The following is a 23,215-nucleotide window of genomic DNA, read 5'->3' as shown; positions in this document are numbered from 1 at the left end:
TTCAAATATATCCCTAAATGATCCTGCAAATAAGTGCAAAGAAAAAGAGGACGATTGCCTTCCTGTTACTTGCTTTGCTATATTTTGAAACACTGATTCCTTCTTACGCTCTGGCAGTAGCCAGATCAGCGACAGTCTATAGTCGCCCGCCAGAGAAGAAGTATGTTAACCCCGCCTTACCGCATAGTGTGTCCAAAGCAGTGACGCCGTTAATGGAGACGCATTCGCTTACAAAAGCCAAAGTATTTATCGGAGGTCCCACACAACCGGAAATGCAGTCTTTTGCTGCGGTTAATAATGCGAATATGGTAGATCTTTTCACCGGTGATTTTTCCTATAGTATACCCCTACTGGACGTAGGTGGTTATCCTATTACCATCGGTTACAACAGTGGTGTCTCGATGGATCAGGAAGCCAGTTGGGTGGGTCTTGGCTGGAATATTAATCCGGGTACGATCATGCGTAATATGCGTGGATTACCCGACGACTTCAGTGGAACGGCTGATTCCATACAAAAAGTAACAAAGATAAAACCTAATGAAACATACGGAGGAGCGATAGGCGCTGACTTTGAGTTTGCAGGCTTTCCGACAAAAGGGACGTTGAGCGATTCAAGTATCAGCATTACTGCCTCAGCAGGTATATTCTATAACAACTACAAGGGGCTTGGTACAGAGGTGAAGATTAATTCCAGCCTGAACGCCGGTTCATTAAGTATGGGAGAATTTTCAGGTGGTTTGTCGCTTGCCAATAATTCCCAGGATGGAGCAAGTGTGCGTAACACGATCAGTTATTCACTGTTTGGAAATCACACGAAAAAGCTTGGTGCTTTTGGTGGTAATATAACGGTTGGTTCGACATACAGTTCTCGTTCAGGACTAAAAGCATTGCAATTGAGCGCTGGTCTGAGACAATATAAGATAGTTGACAATAATTTACGTCAGATTGCTAGTACTGGCATTGACAGAGCTGCTACATTGAGCTTTGCCTATCCATCTTATCTTCCTGATATCAGCCTTCCCTATACGAGTTCTTCCCTTAGTGTAACCCTGAAGGCCGGTTCAACAAATAAGGTGTTACATCCCAATCTTTTCATAGAGGGATATGGATCTAAACAATTCATAGCGGATGAAGACACTCGTATGTCCCTGCCGGCTTATGGTTATCTTAATTATCAGCAGGCCGGATCTAATACTGCCGCGTTACTTGATTTTAACCGGGAAAGAGATATTCCATACCGGGAAAAACCTGAAGTGCCGAATATTGGTATTCCTGCATATACCTATGACGTTTTCTCCATATCTGGAGAAGGAACAGGAGGGATGTTCAGGGCTTATCGTGGTGATATAGGATATGTGTTTGACCACACCATGAGGACGAAGGACAATTCTAAAAATGCAAGTATAGATTTTGGTGCAGGCGACCTTGTACATGCAGGTCTGGATGTGACTTATAATAAATCGACGACTACTACAGGGCCATGGAAAGAGTTAAATCCATTGGCTACGAATGTAGCTTTTTCTTCTTCTGATAAGTTACATGAAGCTGCCTATTTCCGTAATCCGGGAGAGATGGCTATTAATGACACTGCTTTTTATGAAAATATCGGTGGTGATGATGTGGTGGCTGTCAACCTGGAACAGGGTGGTGTCAGCAGTCCAGATATCCGTACTACCAACGTCCTGAACCGCTACCGTAACCAGCGTTTTGTCGGTAAGAAAGTGGCCGGTGTGAAGAAAATGAAAAAGGAAAATCGTGATAAGCGCACACAGGTTATCTCTTACCTGACCGCTGAAGAAGCAGACCATGCAGGTCTGAACAGGTATATAGAAAATTATGTAGAAAACATTTTCAAAGTTAACAATTGTACAGTCACTTTCCCTGATGGGGCAGAAGGCGTTGGTAGAGGATGGATTGGGGAGTATTATGCTGGTAGTCTGGATCGTTTCCTGTTCAAGCGGGAGGATACCATCATTGCCTTTACAGACAAAGAACAATTTAACTATTATATGCCACCGGAGTCTCCCGTGGGCAGGTTCGATCACTCGTTTTCTGTCCGCTGGACCGGCAGGGTAAAAGCGCCTGTAACAGGTAAATACACCTTTTCGACAGCTTCTGACGACGGGGTGAGATTTTATATAAATGATACCCTGTTGATAGACAACTGGGGTGGTCATCCTCCTACACTTGATTCTGCTGTGGTGAACCTGGTGGCCGACCAGTTTTATAATGTACGACTGGAGTATCGACAGGATAAAGAACGTGCGGTAATGGCACTGGCATGGCGATATGCTGGTTTACCTTCGAATTTCATTCCGAAACAGTATCTCTATCACATGCCGGAGAAAGACACTTTTGTGTCAACCGATGGCTCAATTGTACAGGAAAAGAGAACCAATGATTTCCGCAAGAAAAATCATCTTTCTGAAATTGATGTATTGAACGCTGATGGCAGAAGATATGTCTATGGTATCCCGGTTTATAATATTCAACAAAGGGAAGTCACATTTGCAGCGTCACAAGAGGGTGCTGATAAAACAGCTGGCCTGATTCATTATGCGCGGGGCACAGATAATACGACCGCTAATCAGAATGGGGTAGATCATTATTTCAGTAGCGAACAGCTACCGGCTTATGCGCATTCTTTCCTGCTGACAGGTATCCTTTCTCCTGACTACCAGGATCTTACCGGGGACGGCATTTCTCCCGATGATCCGGGGGATGCTATTAAGTTCAATTATACTAAGACAGCCGGCATTCGTAATGCCTATAAATGGAGGGTGCCTATGGGTGTAGACTCTGCCAATTATAGTGAGGGACTAAAGACGGATTACCGGGATGACAAAGCCAGTTATGTACATGGGGAGAAAGAACTCTGGTATCTGCATTCTGTGGAGTCGAAGAATATGATCGCGACTTTTAAACTGACCCAAAGGGATGATCTTCGTGCTGTGGATGAAAATGGTGTAAGACTTATGGATAATAAGACCCGCAGACTGGAAGAAATCAATCTCTATACAAAGGCGGAGTTTACAAGAAGCAGTCATCCAAGACCAATTAAAACAGTACATTTTGAGTACTCATATGAGCTGTGTCCCGGTGTAAGCGGAGATATTAATAAGGGGAAACTAACACTCAAAAAGATCTGGTTTACCTATAATGGTAATGATAAGGGACAACGTAATCCCTACATTTTCAGTTATAACAAAAACAATCCTTCTTATAAAACCAACGCCAGCGATCGTTGGGGGAATTATAAAGATCAGTTGCAGAACCCGGGATCTGTGACTGGCAATGTGCTTACAAACGCAGATTATCCATATGCCTTACAGGATAGTATACAGGCTGCAGATAATGCGGCTGCATGGGCTCTGGATAAGATTGTACTGCCTTCTGGCGGACGAATGGAGATCTCTTACGAAAGTGATGATTATGCCTTCGTACAGAATAAACGTGCTGCTCAGCTTTTCAAAATTGCAGGTTTCTCGCCTGCAGCCCCTTCGTCGTTGAATGATCTCAAGCCGGAATTGTATGGCATCATTGATTATCTGTACGTTGCGATAGATGTGCCATATAAGGTATATAGCAATGAGGAATTATATAACCGTTATCTGCAGAACATGGATAAGCTCTTTTTCCGTTTGTCAGTGCAGATGCCGGATGATAAGTTTGGAAGTGGTAATGAGTACGTCAACTGTTATGCGGCAGTAGACGAGGGAAACTATGGGTTCTTCAATCAGGGAAATAAATCGACGATCTGGTTGCGCCTGAAGGCCGTTGACCCGGGCGCAAAAATGAATACGGTAAAAAGCGTGTTTAGTCCGCTGGCACAATCCGCCTTGCAGTTCCTTCGCCTGAACCTTGGTTCAAAAGCCTACCCTGGTTCAGACCTTGGCGATGATAATATTGATATGGTAGACGCCATAAAAATATTGTTATCACAAGCTGACAACCTCAATAATTTGCTGCTCACATTCGAGACAGCAGCCCGCATGAAACATTGGGCAAGAAAGGTAGACCTCAGCAGGAGTTTTGTAAGATTGAACAATCCTTTTTATAAGAAATATGGCGGCGGGCACCGCGTAAAGAAAGTCCTTATCTATGACCATTGGAATAAGATGACAGGGCAGAAGGAGTCACTTTATGGTCAGGAGTATCAGTATACGACTGTAAAAGACATAGATGGTAAAAAACAACTGATCAGCAGTGGTGTGGCCGCGTATGAACCCGTGATAGGCGGAGAGGAAAACCCATGGAAAGTACCTGTTGAATATAATCTGCAGGTTTCTAACCTGGTACCGGTAGATAGAGGTTATACCGAATTGCCTTACGGCGAAGGATTCTTCCCGGCTCCTTCAGTAGGATATAGCAAGGTACGTGTGCGAACCATCCACGCTGACAAGCATCGCTCAGCTAATGGATATGACGAAACCTGCTTCTATACCGGCTACGATTTTCCAACATTAACAGATGTCACCAACCTGGGAGACAGTAAAAAACGGTTTAAACCACTTCTTTCTAATCTCCTGCGTATTAATGCGCGTCATTATCTCGGATTAAGTCAGGGCTTTAAAGTGGAATTGAATGACATGACGGGGAAGATAAAATCGCAGGCTTCCTATGGAGAGGCAGATCCGGATAAGCCGATTACTTATACAGAATACTTCTACAAGGTAGACAATCAACAGGCTTTGAATAAGCACCTGAACAACACGGTAAAAGTGATCTCATCCAAGGGAGACATCGATTCAGCGTCTATCGGAAAAGATATTGAGCTGATGCTGGATATGAGACAACAGCATTCTACTACAATAGGCTATAGTCTCAATCTGAATGGAATGATGTTCAAGTTCGCCTGGCCGCCGGTATTATTCATTCCTGTACTACTCAACCTGGTACAAAGAGAAGAAACGAAATACAGTTCAGTTGCTGCTACAAAGATTGTCTATCGTCATGGTATTCTGGACAGTGTATTAGCTATAGATAAAGGTAGCCGGGTTACAACTACTAACCTGCTGTATGATGCAGAAACGGGTAGTCCGCTGTTAACAAAAACACTCAATGAGTTTAACGACTCGTTGTATTCCTTTACTTATCCAGCCGCATGGGCCTATGATGGTATGAGTGGTGCATACAAAAACATAGGTCTTGAACTGGATCATATCACCATGAAAGATGGTCGTATTACAGCGGGGCTTACAGAGAGCCCATCGTTGTATTTCGCTGCCGGAGATGAAATACTGATCTATTCTCATCAGAAGACAGGTGGTACGATCTGTGGTCCGGAAATAGCCACATTCCCGGCATCTGCCTTTATTTACACGGTTGATGCAAACGCGCTGGCTGGCGGTACGCCAGATCTTTATTTTGTGGATAAGGACGGGAATCCGTTTACAGGGAACGATATTTCATTGAAGATCGTGCGTTCAGGCAGACGTAATATTAATGGTGCGGTAGGCTCAGTTGTATCACTGAAAAATCCTATACAGGGTAAGCAGCTTGTACTGGATAGCAGCAGGCAGATCATTTCGTCATCTGCAGTTGCTTATAAGCAGTTCTGGCGGGTGAGTGACCGGAGAAAACAGGATACATCATATGTATGTGTGACACAACCTTATAGCGAGTATGTAGGAGCTGGTGGAGATTGTGGTATACGCTACTATGGAAACGTAGCGAAGAGTAAGTCCATCAGGAAAAATGACTGTGGTACGGGGGCGACAGGATCTGTGGTACTATATAAGGTGGATGCCAACAGGTATACTTCTTATATCAGCCAGGCAAAGGCAGATTCTATGGCACAGGCAGACATTGACAGCTTCGGTCAGAGCTATGCCAATGCCCGTGGTACCTGTACGTTTACCTATAACAGCCGTATCGACAGTGTGATCATATTAAATCATACGTGTCAGGGGGATGCCATCCCATTGCCTTACACCTATGTCGTGCCTTTCAAAACATTTACTTCTACGATCAGTCAGGAGGATGCAGACGCGAAGGTGAAACAACGTTTGCTCGATAGTGCGCAGGTCGTGGCTAACAGAAATGGCCGTTGCTATTATAAGAACGACACGACAGGTATTCTTGCGTATTCAACATGTGAAAATGGTAGCGTAGGGCGTGGTGTTTGGGTACAGATACCTGCAGGAGTGGATACTTCTATGATTAGTAAAGATGCTGCCAATGCAAAGGCACGTGATGCTTACTGGGCATATGCAAAGGAAATAGCAAGACAGCAGGGCGGTTGTCTGTATAAGAGTGTAGCGATGGATACGACTGTTAAAAAGAATAACTGTGACTCCGGTATTGGCACGAATGTGCTCTATCAGATTGCCGCAGGTAAATATGAGTCGGCAGTCAGCCAGTATGCGGCGGACTCTATGGCACACAAAGATTTGCGAGACAGTGCACAGGCGTATGCAAATTTGAATGGTATCTGTCAGCCAGGTATCTACGCTGTGCTTGAGCTCACGCCAGCCGGTAATGACGGGGTAAAATCATATGCATTCCTGACAATGCATTTTTACTCGGATTCGGCATTGACGGTTCCTGTTTCGGTGACTAACCTTAGTGTAAACATTGGAGCGATGAGATACTGGTGTAACGGTGACACGGATGATATTTCCTACTCAAGGGTATTTAACGGAACCAGTGATCGATTCGAAAAGCCAATTGTAAACAGTAATGGTCAAAGTGGAAACCCTTGCTACAGTGTCTTCTTCTCTCTGAAAAATGGGAGCGGATATATTAATGCAGGAACTATAGGAAGCGTTGACTGACAACTTTAAAAGATCATTTATGAAATTATATATTAGGAGCTTAATACTGATTACGGTGTTGGCGGCTGTCGGTTTTAATAAAACCAATGCGCAGGGCAATGTCAGTTCCTGCACCTGCGAAGGTCTGAAACCTTTTTTCGATTACCTGATCGCTTCCCAGCGACTGTTCATTCAGCCGGAAGACGGTATCCTGGTATCCTCTATACTGGAGGACGCCAGGAACGCCGGGTACACGATATCCTACACACAGTGCCAGGTGTTGTCCCGTAATGTGAATGGCCAGTTCTTCGCGAAAATCAAGAGTGTTGCCAGTGCCACCAAATACCAGGCGGTCATCGGTAACTGTACGGTGTCATTGAATTCAGTGAATGCAAGTGCCTTTACGTTCAACAATCTGCAGAGTAATGCTTGTGGAACGACGGGCATAGTGTCTTACCGTACGAAAGCCAATAGCACCTTAGTGGCCAATCTCCAGGTAGATTCCTGCCTTAACTGTCGTGCAGAAGATGTTGATGCCGTTTATTCCTGTTATAGTCCGGTTACGGAGCATTCTGTTAACCCTTATCTATACGGATTGTCGGGCAACTGGCGACCTTACCGTTCCTATGCCTATTACGGAGACCGTAAGGAAAAGAATCCGAAAGAGGATCTGTCATTAAAAACAGCGGGTACTATTGAAGGATATAAGAGCTACTGGAAATTTGAAAACGGTCAACTGACAGGTATGGCAGAGAACTCGAAAGATACTGCTATTTGGGTCTGGAATAGTGAACTGACCCTCGTAAACCGGAAGGGACTGGAATTGGAGAATCACGACCCCTTAGGACGGTATAATGCCGGGTTGTACGGATATGATGATGCGCTGCCCGTGGCAGCGGCGCAGAATGCCCGCTACAGAGAAATTGCCTTTGAAGGATTTGAGGACTATGGTTTTAAGATAACACCTTGTGATGGACCGTGTCTGGTACCTAAAAGTTTTGATTTCTCTTCTTACAAAAGCAAGTTGGATACTACGCAGCAACATACCGGCTTGTTTAGTCTTCGGGTAGATACCGGTACGAATGCAGGTATTATAGCGCCTGTTGCTGGTACGGCAGAAGATGGCTTCGGACTGACCTTTAATAAAGCACACGTATCCTGTGCACAAACTGTTCCCGGATTATCATCGATAAAAACAACGTCGGCTGCATTGTTACCCGCTTTTTCTCCGATAGCCGGAAAAACTATTGTGATCAGTGCCTGGGTAAAGGAACTGGTTGAATGCAAAGGAGGTGCTTACACAGGTAATCAGTTCGCAATAGTGGTGAAACAGTTAAATGACAGTACAACAGTTATAGCCCAACCACAAGGGGCAATCATTGAAGGATGGCAGCGTTATGAGGAGGTGATCTCTGTACCCGGTGATGCGGTATCTGTTGCGATAGTCATGAAAGCCACCGGAGGACATGCCGCTTATTTTGATGATATCAGGATACATCCCTATAACGCCAATATGAAATCATATGTGTACAATCCTTATGACCTGCGTCTTATGGCGGAGCTTGATGAGAATAATTATGCCACCTTCTACGAATATGATGATGACGGTACGCTTATCCGCCTGAAGAAAGAGACAGAACGTGGTATTAAAACGATCACAGAAACAAGAAGTGCACTTCTAAAAGAAAATTCTGATCAATGAGTCCATTTTTATTATCCCTAGAAACTTTGATCATCCCAGTGGTAAAAAAGTTCACCCGTTACAGAACAGCGGTATTGATGTGCCTTTTGCTGGTAATAACGCTGGCAGTCCGCGCGCAGTCCGTTATTACGCTGAAGTCAATGCTGGATGGCGCTAAAGGTCAGCTGGCGAAGGATTCCTTTGCTGTTGTGCCTGATGAAGATTATTTTGGCGCAGACAGGATCCCTTCTCTGCAAAGCGTGGAGAACATCAGAAATGTCGTTACCCTGAAGATCAACGAATATACCACAATGCCATTGCCTGCAATTTTTAAGGCAACGGCTGTCGTGAGGATCATTTACACAAAACCTGATAATTCGGTAGATTCCATTGAGAGGACTTTATCTGTGAACTACGCTGATACAGGTAAATATATCAGCAGAGGCAGTTATGTATTTAATAACGGACACCATGTGATTGCAAAAATTGTCAGTCTTACAGCGACGGGCGCTGCAAACGTGCAATCATTGCTATTGCTGGATAATGAAATGCAGGTAAGTCCTGTATATAAGTTATCCTGCACGACGGATGCTGTACGTGGCTTCGAATCGATTAATGTAACAGCTGCCAATGAGCTCCGTGTGAAATGGAACCAGTTGATCGGAGCTGATGTATACGATCTGGAATGGACATATATTGACGCCAGTGCTGTGAGCAGGTATGGTAGTCCGATAGATGCGAGATTACTGTTCAGGAATAATTCGTCACGCGTGACGATTGCGGACCTTAGTTATGACATCCCCTTGTTATATGACAAGGAAGGTATGCTGTATTTCAGGGTAAGGGGCGTACAGGAGAAAGCGAACAATGTGCGCATAGAGACGCCCTGGAGTACTGAATTCGGGGGCTTAGGCAGTTTTGCCTTTAATGGTCACGAGGATTCACTGAACTGGCAGGTAACAACTTCCTTCGCAGAAGAAGGCAAACGGAAGTCCGTGATACAGTATTATGATGGTAGTCAGAGGGGCCGTCAAACAGTAACAAAAGACAATACTACTAAAACCACCGTTGTTGGAGAGGCATTTTACGACTATCAGGGACGTCCTGTTATTCAGGTAATGCCTGCACCTACATTAAGTTCGATTATTAAGTATACGCCAGGATTCAATAAGGGAATTAACAGTCCGGAGTATGACAAGGGGCAGTACGATACTTTGCCCAGCCCTGCCGCTTTTTTGACAGCAAGCGCGAATGCGATGTCTACACAAAGTGGTGCAAATCAGTATTATTCACCAGATAATCCGGATACATCCGACTTTAACCGCTTTATTCCGGATGCGGACGGTTACGCTTTTACGGAGACTTCCTATACACAGGATAATACGGGCAGGATCAGCCGTCAGAGTGGTGTTGGTCCTGTGTTCAGACTAGGCAGTCATCATGAGACGGAATATTTCTATGGTTCTCCGGGTGAAGGTGACCTGGATGCGCTGTTTGGTACGGATGCAGGAGATAAATCTCACTATTTCAAAAATATGGTGAGGGATGCGAATGGCCAGTATTCAGTGAGTTATGTAGATATGCATGGTCGTACGATTGCAACGGCTTTAGCGGGTAAACCAGATAATAGTGTGCTGTCGGATATCTCTTCTTATAGGGAGGAAAATATCACTGATACCTTATCACGTACCGGCAGTAATATCGTAAAAGAGCTTACGCTGGAAAATAAACAGAGTCAGCTGGTAACGATAGATGGTAACTACGTCTTCAGGTATCAATTGAAAGCACCGGTTATCAGATTCAACGGTTGTAATCAGCAACTTTGCTTTAATGGTGTGTATGATCTGGAGATTACTATTACGGACGATGCATACAACCAGCGTATTGGTGGTGCGCCGCTGAAATTCGTATTCCGCAATTATAACCTGGATAGTATCAGATCTGATTGCCGTATTGCTCCCCGTGATTTTGACCAAACTTTTAACGTGTGGTTGCCAAGAGGGAACTATGAGATCACCAAACAGCTGACTATTAACCAGCATGCTTTGGAACTCTACCGGGATAGTATTTTCATGAAGCAGGATACCTGTGTTACCCTGGAAAAGCTTATTCAGCAGCAGCGTACGCTTTTGGCAAAGGTCCAGTGTGTTCCGGATTGTAAGTCCTGTACTGACAGTTTAGGTACCTGGGAGACTTTCTGGGCTAAGTATCCTGACCGCATCGGACAGCTGGCGTCAGATTCTTCTTCTTACAAGGCGCAGGCGCTTGCGGACTATGCAAAGGCAATAGAAGGTTGTGATGCGCTCTGCAAGGATACTACAGAGGTAAAAGAGTTACGTGCGTCGTTGCTTGCAGACGTATCTGCACCTTCGGGACAGTATGCTGATCTGAGTGATTCAGCAAGCGTTTTTTCTATTTTCTACCGGAAGAATAATACCGCTCTCGCTGCTTATCAGCGTACAGATATTGTATACAAAGATGAAGCTGGGTTGCCTGATATGGTGTACAATGATGAAACGCAGACTTATGTATTACCCCAGCAGCTGTCTCCGGCAGTTTTTGCTGCAAAGTTTAAGGAGTCATGGGCAGAGGCGCTCTTACCATTCCATCCCGAATACTATAAGTTCCAGGCTTATCTGCAACGCAGACCCGCCTTTGACTGGGGCCGGAAGCTGGAAGCAATTGATGATTATGCAACAGCAAAGACACAGGGATATCTGAACCCAATTGCCAATAATGCATTTCCATTCACTATTGTAAATGCGAATAAAGATCCGCTTGCAGACAGAGATGTGTTGGTGGCCGGTAAGCTATACCAGGCATTGTCATCATACAACAATGAAGGTGATCCGGCTAAGCTGCTTTCCATGTGGAGTGCCGCGACAATCATGGTGAAATGTGACAAGGTAATACCTGCTTGTACAGATCTGTATCGTACTCCTGCGAAGGCGTTTGATGAAACGGTTTTATGTACAGGAGATCTGGATATGGCATGGCGTACTTTCAGGCAGTTGTACCTGAGCTACCGTCGTAATATACTGGATGACGAAGTCGCGAATATAGGCGCCCCGGCTGGCATACGCACTGTAAGCAGTCAGGATTTGCTGGATGGGGGGAAGTCGCCTCGTTTTAATACAGCGGCAGCGGCTCTGAAACAGAACAAGTTAGCTTATCTGGGTACTGATAGGACCGAAAAGGAGCTGACAGATTCAATCAATGCAGCACTTGCTGCCAGTTATGATGCGAATTGCAGGGCTTATGTATCTGCCTGGCTGAAACAGCTGGCGCCTTGTAAATATGACGCAAGCGCCTGGGCTGAACTGTCTCAGAAACTGATCATGGTTTGTAAAGAAGGTTCGGATATTGATCATCCTTTAGGTGCAAGTTCTGTAAAACCTTCAAGTGGTTACAGGTACAGAAGTTTCCAGGAGGTACTGGAAGAATATAACAGTGTGCATGGTATTGACAGTCCGTTGGTGTGTAACGGATACCTGATTACTGCGCCGGCGCCATATGATAAACAGCCGGCTTATAGTGATAAGCCTTCCTATACAGGACCGAATGATTGCGAGTGTAATCAGTTACGCATACTACAGACAGAATATAACCGAAATAAGAATGTCAGCGATACCAGTTTTGCGGTTTATCTGAACAGAACCAGGGGAACTTCCTTCATCCAGCATCAGTTACAGACTTTGCTGAATGCATGTAATGCAGCTGGTAGCTCCTGTACTTATCTTTCACAGCCTGTTTCTATACCGGTTATTATTCAATGTAATACCGCGCCGCCTTGTGCATCCTGTACAGAAGTAAGAGCTGCCTATACTGCCTATCAGGCGAAATTCCCTGGCATCGTACCTAAGCTGGAAGAGGATACGACAAATAACAGGCAGCAGGAGCTGAAGAATCAGCTGTTTGCGGCTTATATGAATAACAAACTTGGATTTGCAAAAGAGTATTGGGAATATCTTAATTTCCTGGATAGCTGTCAGGCCGGGTTCACAGCAGATGAAAATGTCTGTCAGGTAACAGACCGCATCTATAATACTTATATAGACTCCCGTGGCAGAAGTGTGATTATTTCTGACCTTTCCCGTACACCAGATAACGGATTCCTTTTAGGAGGTATGTTAAAAGGAAAGCAATCAGGTATTATCACTTTTGCATCCACATCAGGTAATGAAAGAGCATCATCTGTAGGTCCGACCATTGATCTGGATTCAACTGCTTTTATTACAAAAGTAGACGCACACGGGGCGGTTGAATGGTCGAAGCTTTATCCGGTAGGAACAAGGAATTATTTTGCCCGTGTGAAACCTACCCGTGATGGAGGTATTATTGCGATCGGTGCTGTATGGGGAATAGGACATGATAGTTCTGAAATTCTGATTACAAAGACGAATGCGATTGGTAATGTGAAATGGAGCCGTAAAATCGGGTTTAATACACCGAATGGAGAGACGGGAGTAGACATTCTGGAATTAAGTGATGGGAACTTTGCTTATTCCGGCAGGTCTAATATCAACAATATTGACAGCACTGGTGACTGGATCGTAGGGACCCTGGATACAGTGGGTATGGGTGGATGGATCAGACAGATGGGTAGTTCGAATATTGATGCGACCTATTCGATGCTGGAAGACCATGATACGCTGGTGGTAATGGGAAATCTCCTGATGGAACATACGGGAGTGTACCATGACTATGATCTGATCATTGCTAAACTCAATAAATACACTGGTGTAACTAACAGGGTGTTCAGATATGACTTCGGAAGTGCCCCCATCACGAATGACAGTTATCCGGGCGTTATTGAGAAAACACCAGAGGGATATGTGTTCAGTGCCACGAATGGTTTTGGAAGGAGAGCGGTGAACTCTATCGCCTGGATATCGAATAATGGTACTGTTCTGGCTTCGAAGCAGTTTGCTGTCAGGAAGGACACGCTTGTCGCAGAAAAAATGCCAATGGCGATTACCAGCGACCTGGGACTTGTCATTGCCCAGAATGTATTGACATCGCCACGTACCAGTCTGGTGCTGAACAGGATCACCCGTGACAGTACGATAGCCTGGTCAGACATGATCATGCTGGATAGCGCAGCTTCTTTGAATAGTATTGTTCAGAGTGCCAGTGGCGGATTTGTTGGTGTGGGTAGTTATGGAAGGGATGGTTTATTGATGATGACACCTCCTTCGGGAAGAGTGAATTGTAATAATACGGAGATCGCGAATAGTCTGATTTTCCTGCGGGTAACACCTAACAGGAACAGTCCTTTGCCGATCAATATTATACGTGGAGCGGATTCTGTGGTGTTGCCAATTACGATTACTGCGCTTAGCTCTGGTATATATCAGGCTCCTATCTTCTGTGGTGGTATTGACAGCTGTTACAAGATCCGTGGCGGACCGCTTTTATGTGGTAATATCAACCCTATCTTCAGACCGGTTACTGATAATATCGATAACTGTTCTGATAACGAATACTTTGCTGTCAGCAAGGGAACTGATTTGTATAATGCTTATGTTGATTCTGTTAAGAACAGCTTTGGTAATGCATATGCGGATAGCTGTATGCTGGCCGGTCAGCGAGAGATTTATACAGTAGCCTATAAGCTCAGTGAGTATCATTATACGCTTTACTACTACGATCAGGCGGGGAATCTGGTTAAAACAGTCCCTCCTGCCGGAGTTGTGGTAGACCGTTCTGCTTCCTGGCTTTATCGCGTAAGGATGGCAAGAGCGGCTAAACAAGTACTCACGCCCGCTCATACACTGGTAACCAGTTACCGCTATAATACCCTGAACCAGGTAATTGCGCAATATACTCCTGATGCGGGTGTCAGCAATTTCTGGTATGACAGACTAGGAAGATTGTCAGTTTCCCAGAATGCGAAGCAACGACCGTTATCCAGATATAGTTATACGCAGTATGATCCGTTGGGAAGAACAACAGAAGTCGGTGAAATCGGCAGCAGCGCTGCCATGAGAAATACGCTCAGCAGAAGCGCTGATAGTTTACAAGGTTGGTTTACCAATGCTAATAACAGCCGTACACAGATCACACATACCTATTACGATACCCGTGTTGGGATCTTTGCTCCTGATCTGTTTCCAGCTAAAAATCTGAGGAATCGTGTTGCCTGGACGGCATTGTATGATTCATCGCCGGAACAGTTAACAGGTGATTATGCGGTAGGTACTTTCTACAGCTATGATATTCATGGTAATGTAGATACCCTCATGCAGGATTACAAGAAAGGTGTGCTGCAGAGTCTGCAGAGCCGCTGGAAAAAGATTGTTTACAAATATGATCTGATCAGCGGTAAGGTAAACCATGTTGCTTATCAGCCGGGGTATTCAGATGCAGTGTATCACCGTTATGGCTATGACGCTGAGAACAGGTTAATAAGTGTCGAAACGAGTACGGATAGTGTGTACTGGGAGAATGATGCGTTTTACCAGTATTATAAGCATGGGCCACTGGCGCGTACGATCCTGGGGCAGCAGCAGGTGCAGGGTACGGATTATGCCTATACATTACAGGGTTGGCTAAAGGGAGTGAACAGCACTTCGGCGGGTAGTAATTTTGACATGGGAGCTGATGGACATTCCGCCGCGAAAGATGTCTATGGCTTTGCTTTATATTATTATGGTGATAATGACTATAAGCCTATTGGCCTTAGTCGTCCGTTTGCATCGGCAACCGGTAGCGGGTTTAGTCCGTTGTATAACGGGAATATAGCAGCTATCAGTCAGTCAATTCCGTCGCTGGGTACTTCTCTGCAATACAAGTATAGTTATGATGTGCTGAACAGGTTGCACGGGATGGTTGCTTATAAGGGACTTGATTCTGCTAATAATATCTGGAATGCAGTTCAGTTGCCCGATTTTAGGGAACAGGTAACTTATGATGCAAATGGTAATATCCTGACCTACAATCGTAAAGGGGATACCACATTTTCGAAGAAGCACCTGGAGATGGATAATCTGACTTATCATTATAAGACAGGTACCAATAGGCTTGACTATATTCATGACAGCGTAGATTCTACTTATTACGATGTTGATATCGATCGTCAGCTTCCATGTAACTACCGATATGACAGCATAGGTAATCTTGTAAGAGATAGCACGGCGAAAATTGCTGATATTCAATGGACTGTTTACGGGAAGATTAGCAGTATCACTAAAGAAGATGGTACTGTCATCAGATATGCTTATGACGCCAGCGGCAACAGGGTAAGCAAATTCGCAAACGGCGTGTATACGTGGTATGTGCGTGATGCGACAGGAAATGTGATGGCTGTTTATACCCAGGGAGATGCCGGGATTAATGGCGGAAAGCTGACGAAGGTCGAATCTGATCTTTATGGATCGAGCCGTTTAGGGCTTAATTTGTTGAATGTCAATATTCAGGATAGTGCGGTGGTAAATGCAGAGACGATTATTGGATTAGGTTCAGGATTTTATACTAATTTCACGAGAGGAGGAAAGATCTTTGAATTAACAAACCATCTTGGGAATGTACTGGCGACGGTAAGTGATAAGAGATGGTGGCAGTCGGGGAATGCAGTAGCGGATGTGGTGTCTGCACAGGAGTATTATCCGTTTGGGATGTTGATGCCTGGGAGGTCGTTTAGCAGTGGGGGTTATCGTTATGGGTTCAATGGGAAGGAGAATGATAATGAGGTCAAGGGCGAGGGGAATCAGCAGGATTATGGGATGCGGGTGTATGATCCGAGGGTAGGGAAGTTCTTGAGTGTGGATCCATTAGGTCCTAAGTATCCATGGAATAGTAGTTATGCTTATGCAGAGGATAATCCGGTTAAGTTTATAGATCTTGATGGGCTCGAGAAGTTTGATCCAGCGGCTAAACAACCTACAGGAATTACTTATTTAAGCAAAGCTACGCTACCATTAAGTGGAGTAATTGATGAAAAGCATTTTATAAAAATTGGAAATTATCGTTTACACGGAGTTACGAGTCAGGATGGTAAGCAATGGTGGCTAGCGAGGAAACAGGTAAGGGGCGGTTATGTAGATGACTATATTGTTGGAACTGATGCAGTAGGTTTATTTGCGAAAACGAGAGATAAATTAGATTGGGCTGCAGGATGGGTTGAAAGAGCTGAAGCTAATGGAGGGGGATTGTGGGGAGCATACAAATCAACCTGGACCCCTCAGAATGTTGCAGCAGGTATAATGATAGGCATGGGTGGTCTTATTGCAGCAGGAGAGGTATCAGCAACTACTGCTATAAATGATGCTGGAGTAGCTGGTGAGGAAGCAACTGCTGGTTCAGTTGCTGATAAATGGGCTAATTTTGATTTTGAAGAATATCAGACAGTTTATCATAAAGGAACTTTAACAGATGGAAAAGTTTCAACCAGTCGTCCCTTATCTACGGGAACAGATCCCGTTGCTGTGGATGCAATTAGGGAAGGAACTTTATACAAGTTTAAAATACCAAAGTCTGTCTATAAGGATTGGGAAAGACGTGGTCTGGCTGCACCATGGCAAGATTATGATCATGTAAAAGGTATAAGGAATGAGGAGATAAGGTTTGATCCTCGAGTTGCTGAGGATCTGAATAAATATATTGTTAAATGATAATGATAAGTATATGATTGAGTTTTGTTGTTCTCCGTTAAGTACTTGGTTTTATTGTGCAGGAAGTAAAGGTTTTTCTGCAATCCCTAAGTTATATGAAGATAGTACCTATACCATTTTTTTGCAAACAAGAAGCCAAGATGCTGATGAGCGAGAAGGGAGGTTAGCTGTAGGTCAACAAGCAATAAATTATTGTCCTTTTTGTGGTACTAAGTTATCGAAGGTTATTAAACGAAATAAAGAGGGAATTGAATTTTATGCAAAGAAAAATATAAACCTTTTAATATAGAGCTAAGAATAAAGCCTGGTCATTGAACCAGGCTTTATTCTTAGAAGAGGTTGTCTTAGAGTTGCTGAGATAGCATCTTCTTATTGTTTATGATAAGCATGTCTGGCCTTTGCGTCACGAAGGAACATATCCAGTAGTTTAAAGGCATCTGCTTTATCCTGGTCACTTAGTTTTTGAATATCCATAATCCTGTCGAGGATAGTCTGGTCCAGAAGTAGATCAGTGTTACCAACGAGATAGTCTAATGAGACTTCCAGCGCGGCAGCGATATTGGCGGCCATCTCAATAGAGGGTTTTACTTCATCCCGTTCATACCTGCCAATGACAGCCCCATGTACGCCTACCTTTTTAGCTATCTCGTCCTGAGATAGTTTTTTGTCTTTCCTCACCTCAGTAAGCCTTTTGCCGAAAGTAATCTGCTTCATATCTGTAGTAAAAACAACGGTTAGAATAGTGTTTGTGCGAATTTATGAAACATAAATAGCGTAATCAAACTATAAAAGTCTTGTTGAATTAAGATTGATATGTTATGTTTGCAACAAATCTGTTGTGAAAAAATATTTTTTATGAAAACTGTAAGCAAAACACTTCGTCGTGGTAAACTGCATGGTCAGTATCAGGAAGTAAGTAATTACTGGCAGAAATACCGTAAGGTGCCCTGGCTGAATGTACGGGGTCTATGGCTGGAAGAAGCGGGCTTTAATGTAGGGGATCCGATAGAGATCATTGTGAGTAAGGAAAAGCTGATCATTAAAAAGGCGCATGATGGAAATAGCAGCCATTAAGCAGCAGCTAACGTTATCGCAGGTGCTGATGCATTACGGGTTAAAACCTGATAAGCACCTGCGATTACACTGCCCGTTCCATGATGACAAGACCCCGAGCCTGCAGGTGTATTACAAGACGCAAACCTGTTATTGTTTTAGCAGTAACTGTAAGACGCATGGCAAGTCGCTGGATGTGATCGACTTTGTGATGCATAAGGATGGTATCAGTAAACGGGAAGCGATCCTGAAATGTAAGGAGCTGATAGGCGGAAGTACGAGTGCGGTCGCTGCTGTACCGGTTAGCCGTTCAGGCATCCTGAACTATATGTTTACCTATTTTAAGAATGCGATCCATAACAGCAAACCTGCGCAAGCGTATCTGCAAAGCCGCGGCTTAGACATTACCCGTTTAGAAGTTGGCTATAATACGGCGCAGTTCCATCATGGCGCCCGCAGGGATGAAGCGTTGATATCGGCATGTGTATCGGTAGGTTTACTGTCTGCCTGGGGTTCTAATACCCGCGAAGGAACCCAGGCTTATAAACCTTTTGGGAAATATTGTATCGCGTTTGCGTTACGGGATAGCGGCGGTGAAATCAGTGGGATGTACTTCCGCAGTACGGTCAATGATAGTGACCAGCGTCATTATTACCTGAAAGACCGAAAGGGCTTGTATCCAGGTTATCCGAAATCAGCTATCACCCGGTTGATCCTGACCGAATCGGTGATAGATGCAGCGACTTTGTTACAGCATCATGAGATAGGTAAGGGGTATGGTATCCTTGCCTGTTATGGTACGAATGGGTTGACCTCAGAGCATGAGGCGGCAATAGTGGGTTTAGGTCAGCTGCAGGAGATCATTTTTGCTTTTGATGGGGATGAAGCAGGTCGTAAGGCGGTAGAGAAATACAGCAGTTCCTTAAAGGAACGTCTGCCTTATGTCCAGCTGAGCAGCATTGTACTGCCAGATGGAGAGGACATTAATAGTATGGGCGTGAGCCATACGGCAGAGGTGTTTACGGAGTTATTGCAAAGTAGGACTAGTTTATTTTTTTCAACTGAAGTATCAGCTGAAAAAATAACCCCATCATCACCGGAAAGCACGGCGGTTGTATCAGATGGCACCGTATTAGACAGCCGTAATCCCTATAAGTTACTGTATGTGGGTACAGGGGGTAATTACTATATACAGGGAGGACTCAGTAAGCAGCTGGACAGTATGAAGGTCACGCTGGTGATCGAGCATAAAGAGAGTAGTCAAAAGAGCCGTAATAAAGTAGACCTGTATGAGGACAAACAGGTAGAACGCTTATGCAGGGAGGCAGGTGAGAAACTGGGCTTGCGCAAAGATGTGGTGGAACAGGACCTCTACCGGTTGACAGACCTGCTGGACGGGTACCGGGAGGCAGAACAGGGAAAAGGAGAATCAACAGCTGCTGAAAGCGTTGCGGTGTATACTTTGAGTGAATCAGCCCGTAATACAGCCGTTCGTTTTTTGCGTCAGGAAGACTTATTACAGGCATTGAATGTATTATTAGGAGAAACGGGTATAGTCGGAGAGGAACAGAACCGTTTGTTTTTATTGTTGGTAGCACTGAGTTATAAGATGCCTGCGCCTTTACATGCACTGATACAGGGGAGTAGTGGAAGTGGAAAGACGCGTTTATTAAAGCAGGTATCAGACTGTATACCGCCTGAGAAAGTGACGCGTCTGACGCGGGTAAGTGATAAGGTATTATACAATTATCCTGAACGTTACTTTATGAACCGGTTGTTATGCCTGGAAGATATAGACGGGTTGAGTGAGGAGGCAGAGTTCGCGTTCCGTGAGTTGCAGAGTAATGGAGAGTTAAACAGTGCGACCAGCATTAAGCTGGATAATGGTCAGATCACGAGTGGCCAGAAGACGGTAAGAGGTCCGATAGCGAGTCTTGCTTGTACGACGAGAGGGGAGCTGTATGAGGATAATATGAGCCGAGTGTTCCTGATAGCGGTAGACGAGAGCGGGGAGCAGACGCGGCGTATTATTGGTTATCAGAACAGTAAAGCAGCAGGGGAGATAGATACAGGTAGAGAACAGGAACGTAAAGAATTTATCCGTAACCTGGTACGCAGCTTAGAACCGTTAGAGGTGGTGAATCCCTATGCAGGTCGTTTACAGTTACCAGAAGATGCGCATAAGATCCGTCGTTTACATGACCTGTTTTTAAACTTTGTGAAGATGGTGACCTTGTTACATCAGTACCAAAGGAGGCGGGATAGTAAAGGTCGGTTGGTCGCTGAGTTGAGTGATGTGGAATCAGCGATCGGTATCATGTTCGACAGCATTGTATTAAAGGTAGATGAACTGGACGGTAGTCTGCGACAGTTTTATGAGCAGTTAAAGGAGTACTTACGTGGTAAATATGGGACTCATTATAGTCAGTCGGAGTTTACGTTACGAGAGATCCGTCAGGGCTTACATCTGAGCAAGACCCAGTTGTTCCGTTACGCCCAGGATCTGGTACGGCTTGAATATATCTGTACCTGTGGAGGTCACCACAATAAGGGCTTTACGTACAAGATCGTTTACTGGGATAACTATCAGGGTCTTCGTGAGCGTATCCGGACACACCTATCTAATCAGTTATCAGCGATTAAAGTTGGAACGCCAGCAGGTGATCTGGAACGCTACGGAACGCCAGTGGAACGCTAGAAGTGGCGTAAACACTGGAAAAAGTGCCTGGCGTTCCGTGTTCCGGAAAAATGCTCAAGGGGGGTAAAAACACCAAAAACGTCATAGTGGTAGCATGGAGGTTTATATTATACAGTTCCAAAATTATTTACAGCAAAGTGGCTATGGGCTTAGTACACAGCGGATGCTGCCCGCATGTGTGCGAGAATTTTTGGAATATGGTGGTTTTAAAAGCATCGTAGAAATAAGCCCTGGTATCATAGTGTTATTTTATGAGTGGTTACATATCCGTCCTTTAAAATACCGGTCAGGGGCATTGAGCGGAATCATGATCAGTCATTATGTGTATGCGTTAAAAGTGTTTTTTAGCTGGCAGGAGAGTAGTGACGGGTTGCAGTATAATCCGATGAGTGGGTTAAAGTTCCGTAGACATGCCAGCGGCAGGCGTGAAGCGCTCAGTGTTGAGGTAGTGGAAGCGTTGTTTACGGCAGCAATCAGTATGCGTGAGAAAGTGATGTTACACTTGTTTTACAGTTGTGGGTTGCGTCGTAGTGAGGCGGAGATGTTAAACGTCAGAGATGTGCAGGTGCGTCACCGGTTATTATATGTTCGCTCTGGAAAAGGTGCGAGCCGCAGGGTGATCCCGTTAACGGGCAAAGTGGCGGGGGAGTTAGGTGTTTACCTGGAAGAATATCGTAAATCCGGAGCAGTAGAGAAAGGTGCGTTTATGTTAAACCGGGAAGGCAGGCGCATGAGTGGTAGTAGTTACAACCGCTTACTGAAAGGGTTGGTTGGTCGTGCAGGATTATGGCAAGGGATCAGTCTTCATTATTTACGTCATAGTATCGCAACGCACCTGTTACAGGGCGGTATGTCGCTTGAATATGTACGTGACTTTTTAGGCCACCGTCACCTGGAAGCGACGCAGATCTATGCGAAAGTTGGCGCCCATCAACTGGCAGTAATATGACCTTAGACAAATATTTACAACAACATTATACCGCCAGTACGGCGGCCTCTTATCTGCGTGAGATCAACCATTTTTTATCGGCTTACCCTGAAGCAGCAGGGGCCGTTTACTCCGATCTAATGAGCTATATAGGTGTATTACGTCACCGTTACCGTAATAGCTACACCTTACACCGAATCGTAAGCAGTATCAAAGTGTATTATGATTATCTGTGTCAGATAGGTGCGCGTCTGGATCATCCAGCGCGTAATATCCGTCTACGGGATAAGCGTAGCAGGGACATCCAGTTACAGGACCTGTTCAGTGGTGCAGAACTGGAAGTTTTACTGGAGCGGGAGGAACGTTATAGTGTACTTGCTCTTCGCAATAAGGTGTTAATAAGCTTATTGGTGTACCAGGGGTTGACGGTGGGCGAGTTATCGGCATTATCAGTATCAGATATATTATTGGAGAAAGGCAGTGTGTATATAAAGGGTACGGCGGTCACCAACAGGCGTGAGTTACCCTTAAAACCGTTACAAATAGACTGGCTGACTAGTTACCTGTCGGAAGTGCATCCGCAGCTTTTAAGGGGCTCAGAGAGCGATTTATTACTGGTTGGTCATCGTGGTAAAGGAATGCCCGGAACAGAGATCAGTAAACATGTAAAACGGATTTATAGGGGTCTTTACCGGGGTCGGGAAGTCAGTGCGCAGCGTATCCGTCAGAGTGTGATAGCCAACCTGTTTAGCCAGGGTCATGATATAGGTGTTGTGCAGCAGTTCGCAGGTCATAAATACCCCTCGAGTACAGAAAGATACCGCCAGGATGATGTGTACCGTTTACAGTCAGCCATAGAGCTGTACCACCCGATAAAGTGAAGCGTTTAGCTGTTCAAGTCCACGTATACGTCGTATATACGGCATGTATGAAGGGTGTATACGTCCTGTATGGGTGGGGTATAGGAGGTAGTGGCTGATGGGTAAAATGTTACCTGGGTCTACGACACAAAAAAGACACACTTTGTTTGTAAGTTATTGATATCCATTTATATAAGAATCCATACGAAGGCACGCTGCTAATCTATTAATGAGCCACTGCCTTCTAAGCAGTAGGTCAATGGGAGATCATTGTGGAGTCTGCGGAATCGAACCCGCGTCCAAACAATCGGTTATCAGAGGCATGTACAAACATACGTAAAGGGAGTGTAAATCGTGTGTATGTTGCTTTTTAGAAAATCTAATCCTTGCCAGTCGTGAGTTTATAAGTTAGGTTCAAGTCCCATCGGGACCAGAACCGCCAATCAACCTATCAAAAGCCTTCCAACAGGGTTTATAAGCTCCTTATCAATAGAAACAGGAGCAGCGGTCTCACTCCGGTCTCCGTGTGCACAAAAACATGCGCCAGGCTGCGCAGGCTGCCTACGGTAAGGGTGTTCCGTGTGCAGCCTGTCACAGTTTTTGCACCCCATCGCCCTGCGTTCGGGCA

The 23,215-nt window shown here is 44.8% G+C and carries 9 protein-coding genes; 8 read left to right on the top strand and 1 reads right to left on the bottom strand.

Going from position 1 to position 23,215, the window contains the following annotated elements:
* Positions 1 to 17: 17 nt before the first annotated feature.
* Genes CPIN_RS23760 through CPIN_RS23745 form a run of 4 tightly spaced genes read left to right on the top strand, consistent with a single transcriptional unit; the run spans position 18 to position 17,337 of the window.
* Complete coding sequence (locus CPIN_RS23760) at positions 18 to 6,776, top strand: DUF5977 domain-containing protein (RefSeq protein ID WP_012792393.1); 6,759 nt, start codon at positions 18 to 20, stop codon at positions 6,774 to 6,776.
* A 19-nt stretch (positions 6,777 to 6,795) separates the two neighbouring features.
* Positions 6,796 to 8,457 carry a hypothetical protein gene (locus tag CPIN_RS23755; protein ID WP_012792392.1) on the top strand — a complete coding sequence of 554 codons (1,662 nt, stop codon included), beginning with the start codon at positions 6,796 to 6,798 and terminating at the stop codon, positions 8,455 to 8,457.
* Positions 8,454 to 17,048 carry an RHS repeat domain-containing protein gene (locus CPIN_RS23750; RefSeq protein WP_012792391.1) on the top strand — a complete coding sequence of 2,865 codons (8,595 nt, stop codon included), beginning with the start codon at positions 8,454 to 8,456 and terminating at the stop codon, positions 17,046 to 17,048. The genes CPIN_RS23755 and CPIN_RS23750 overlap by 4 nt, the downstream gene beginning before the upstream one ends.
* 13 nt (positions 17,049 to 17,061) lie before the next feature.
* Positions 17,062 to 17,337 carry a hypothetical protein gene (locus CPIN_RS23745; protein ID WP_044219557.1) on the top strand — a complete coding sequence of 92 codons (276 nt, stop codon included), beginning with the start codon at positions 17,062 to 17,064 and terminating at the stop codon, positions 17,335 to 17,337.
* Positions 17,338 to 17,417: 80 nt separating this feature from the next.
* Here CPIN_RS23745 and CPIN_RS23740 read toward each other — a convergent pair whose 3' ends face one another.
* Positions 17,418 to 17,762 (bottom strand): helix-turn-helix domain-containing protein, encoded by a 345-nt coding sequence (locus CPIN_RS23740; protein WP_012792390.1) that lies wholly within the window; start codon positions 17,760 to 17,762, stop codon positions 17,418 to 17,420.
* A 141-nt stretch (positions 17,763 to 17,903) separates the two neighbouring features.
* On the opposite strand from CPIN_RS23740, the gene CPIN_RS23735 reads away from it, so the two are divergent.
* The 4 genes from CPIN_RS23735 (at position 17,904) to CPIN_RS23715 (ending at position 22,608) form a co-directional block, all read left to right on the top strand.
* Positions 17,904 to 18,122 carry a SymE family type I addiction module toxin gene (locus tag CPIN_RS23735; protein ID WP_012792389.1) on the top strand — a complete coding sequence of 73 codons (219 nt, stop codon included), beginning with the start codon at positions 17,904 to 17,906 and terminating at the stop codon, positions 18,120 to 18,122.
* Positions 18,100 to 20,799: an MTBMA_p00010-related P-loop-containing protein gene (locus CPIN_RS37440; RefSeq protein ID WP_012792388.1), complete on the top strand. Its 2,700-nt coding sequence runs from the start codon at positions 18,100 to 18,102 to the stop codon at positions 20,797 to 20,799. The genes CPIN_RS23735 and CPIN_RS37440 overlap by 23 nt, the downstream gene beginning before the upstream one ends.
* Positions 20,800 to 20,977: 178 nt before the next feature.
* Entirely contained in the window at positions 20,978 to 21,748 is a 771-nt protein-coding gene (locus CPIN_RS36970; RefSeq protein ID WP_187294686.1) for a tyrosine-type recombinase/integrase, read from the top strand.
* Complete coding sequence (locus CPIN_RS23715; protein ID WP_012792386.1) at positions 21,745 to 22,608, top strand: tyrosine-type recombinase/integrase; 864 nt, start codon at positions 21,745 to 21,747, stop codon at positions 22,606 to 22,608. The genes CPIN_RS36970 and CPIN_RS23715 overlap by 4 nt, the downstream gene beginning before the upstream one ends.
* The last annotated feature ends 607 nt before the right edge of the window (positions 22,609 to 23,215 follow it).

Source organism: Chitinophaga pinensis DSM 2588 (assembly GCF_000024005.1).
Classification (GTDB): domain Bacteria; phylum Bacteroidota; class Bacteroidia; order Chitinophagales; family Chitinophagaceae; genus Chitinophaga; species Chitinophaga pinensis.
Note: the sequence above shows the minus strand (reverse complement) of the source record. Positions and strands in the feature narration are given on the sequence as shown.

What these genes read in the sequence shown, in the direction of transcription:
- CPIN_RS37440 (WP_012792388.1), top strand. Translation starts at nt 18,100, where the DNA reads ATGATGGAAATAGCAGCCATTAAGCAGCAGCTAACGTTATCGCAGGTG.
- CPIN_RS23715 (WP_012792386.1), top strand. Translation starts at nt 21,745, where the DNA reads ATGACCTTAGACAAATATTTACAACAACATTATACCGCCAGTACGGCG.
- CPIN_RS23755 (WP_012792392.1), top strand. Translation starts at nt 6,796, where the DNA reads ATGAAATTATATATTAGGAGCTTAATACTGATTACGGTGTTGGCGGCT.
- CPIN_RS23760 (WP_012792393.1), top strand. Translation starts at nt 18, where the DNA reads ATGATCCTGCAAATAAGTGCAAAGAAAAAGAGGACGATTGCCTTCCTG.
- CPIN_RS23745 (WP_044219557.1), top strand. Translation starts at nt 17,062, where the DNA reads ATGATTGAGTTTTGTTGTTCTCCGTTAAGTACTTGGTTTTATTGTGCA.
- CPIN_RS23735 (WP_012792389.1), top strand. Translation starts at nt 17,904, where the DNA reads ATGAAAACTGTAAGCAAAACACTTCGTCGTGGTAAACTGCATGGTCAG.
- CPIN_RS23740 (WP_012792390.1), bottom strand. Translation starts at nt 17,762, where the DNA reads ATGAAGCAGATTACTTTCGGCAAAAGGCTTACTGAGGTGAGGAAAGAC.
- CPIN_RS23750 (WP_012792391.1), top strand. Translation starts at nt 8,454, where the DNA reads ATGAGTCCATTTTTATTATCCCTAGAAACTTTGATCATCCCAGTGGTA.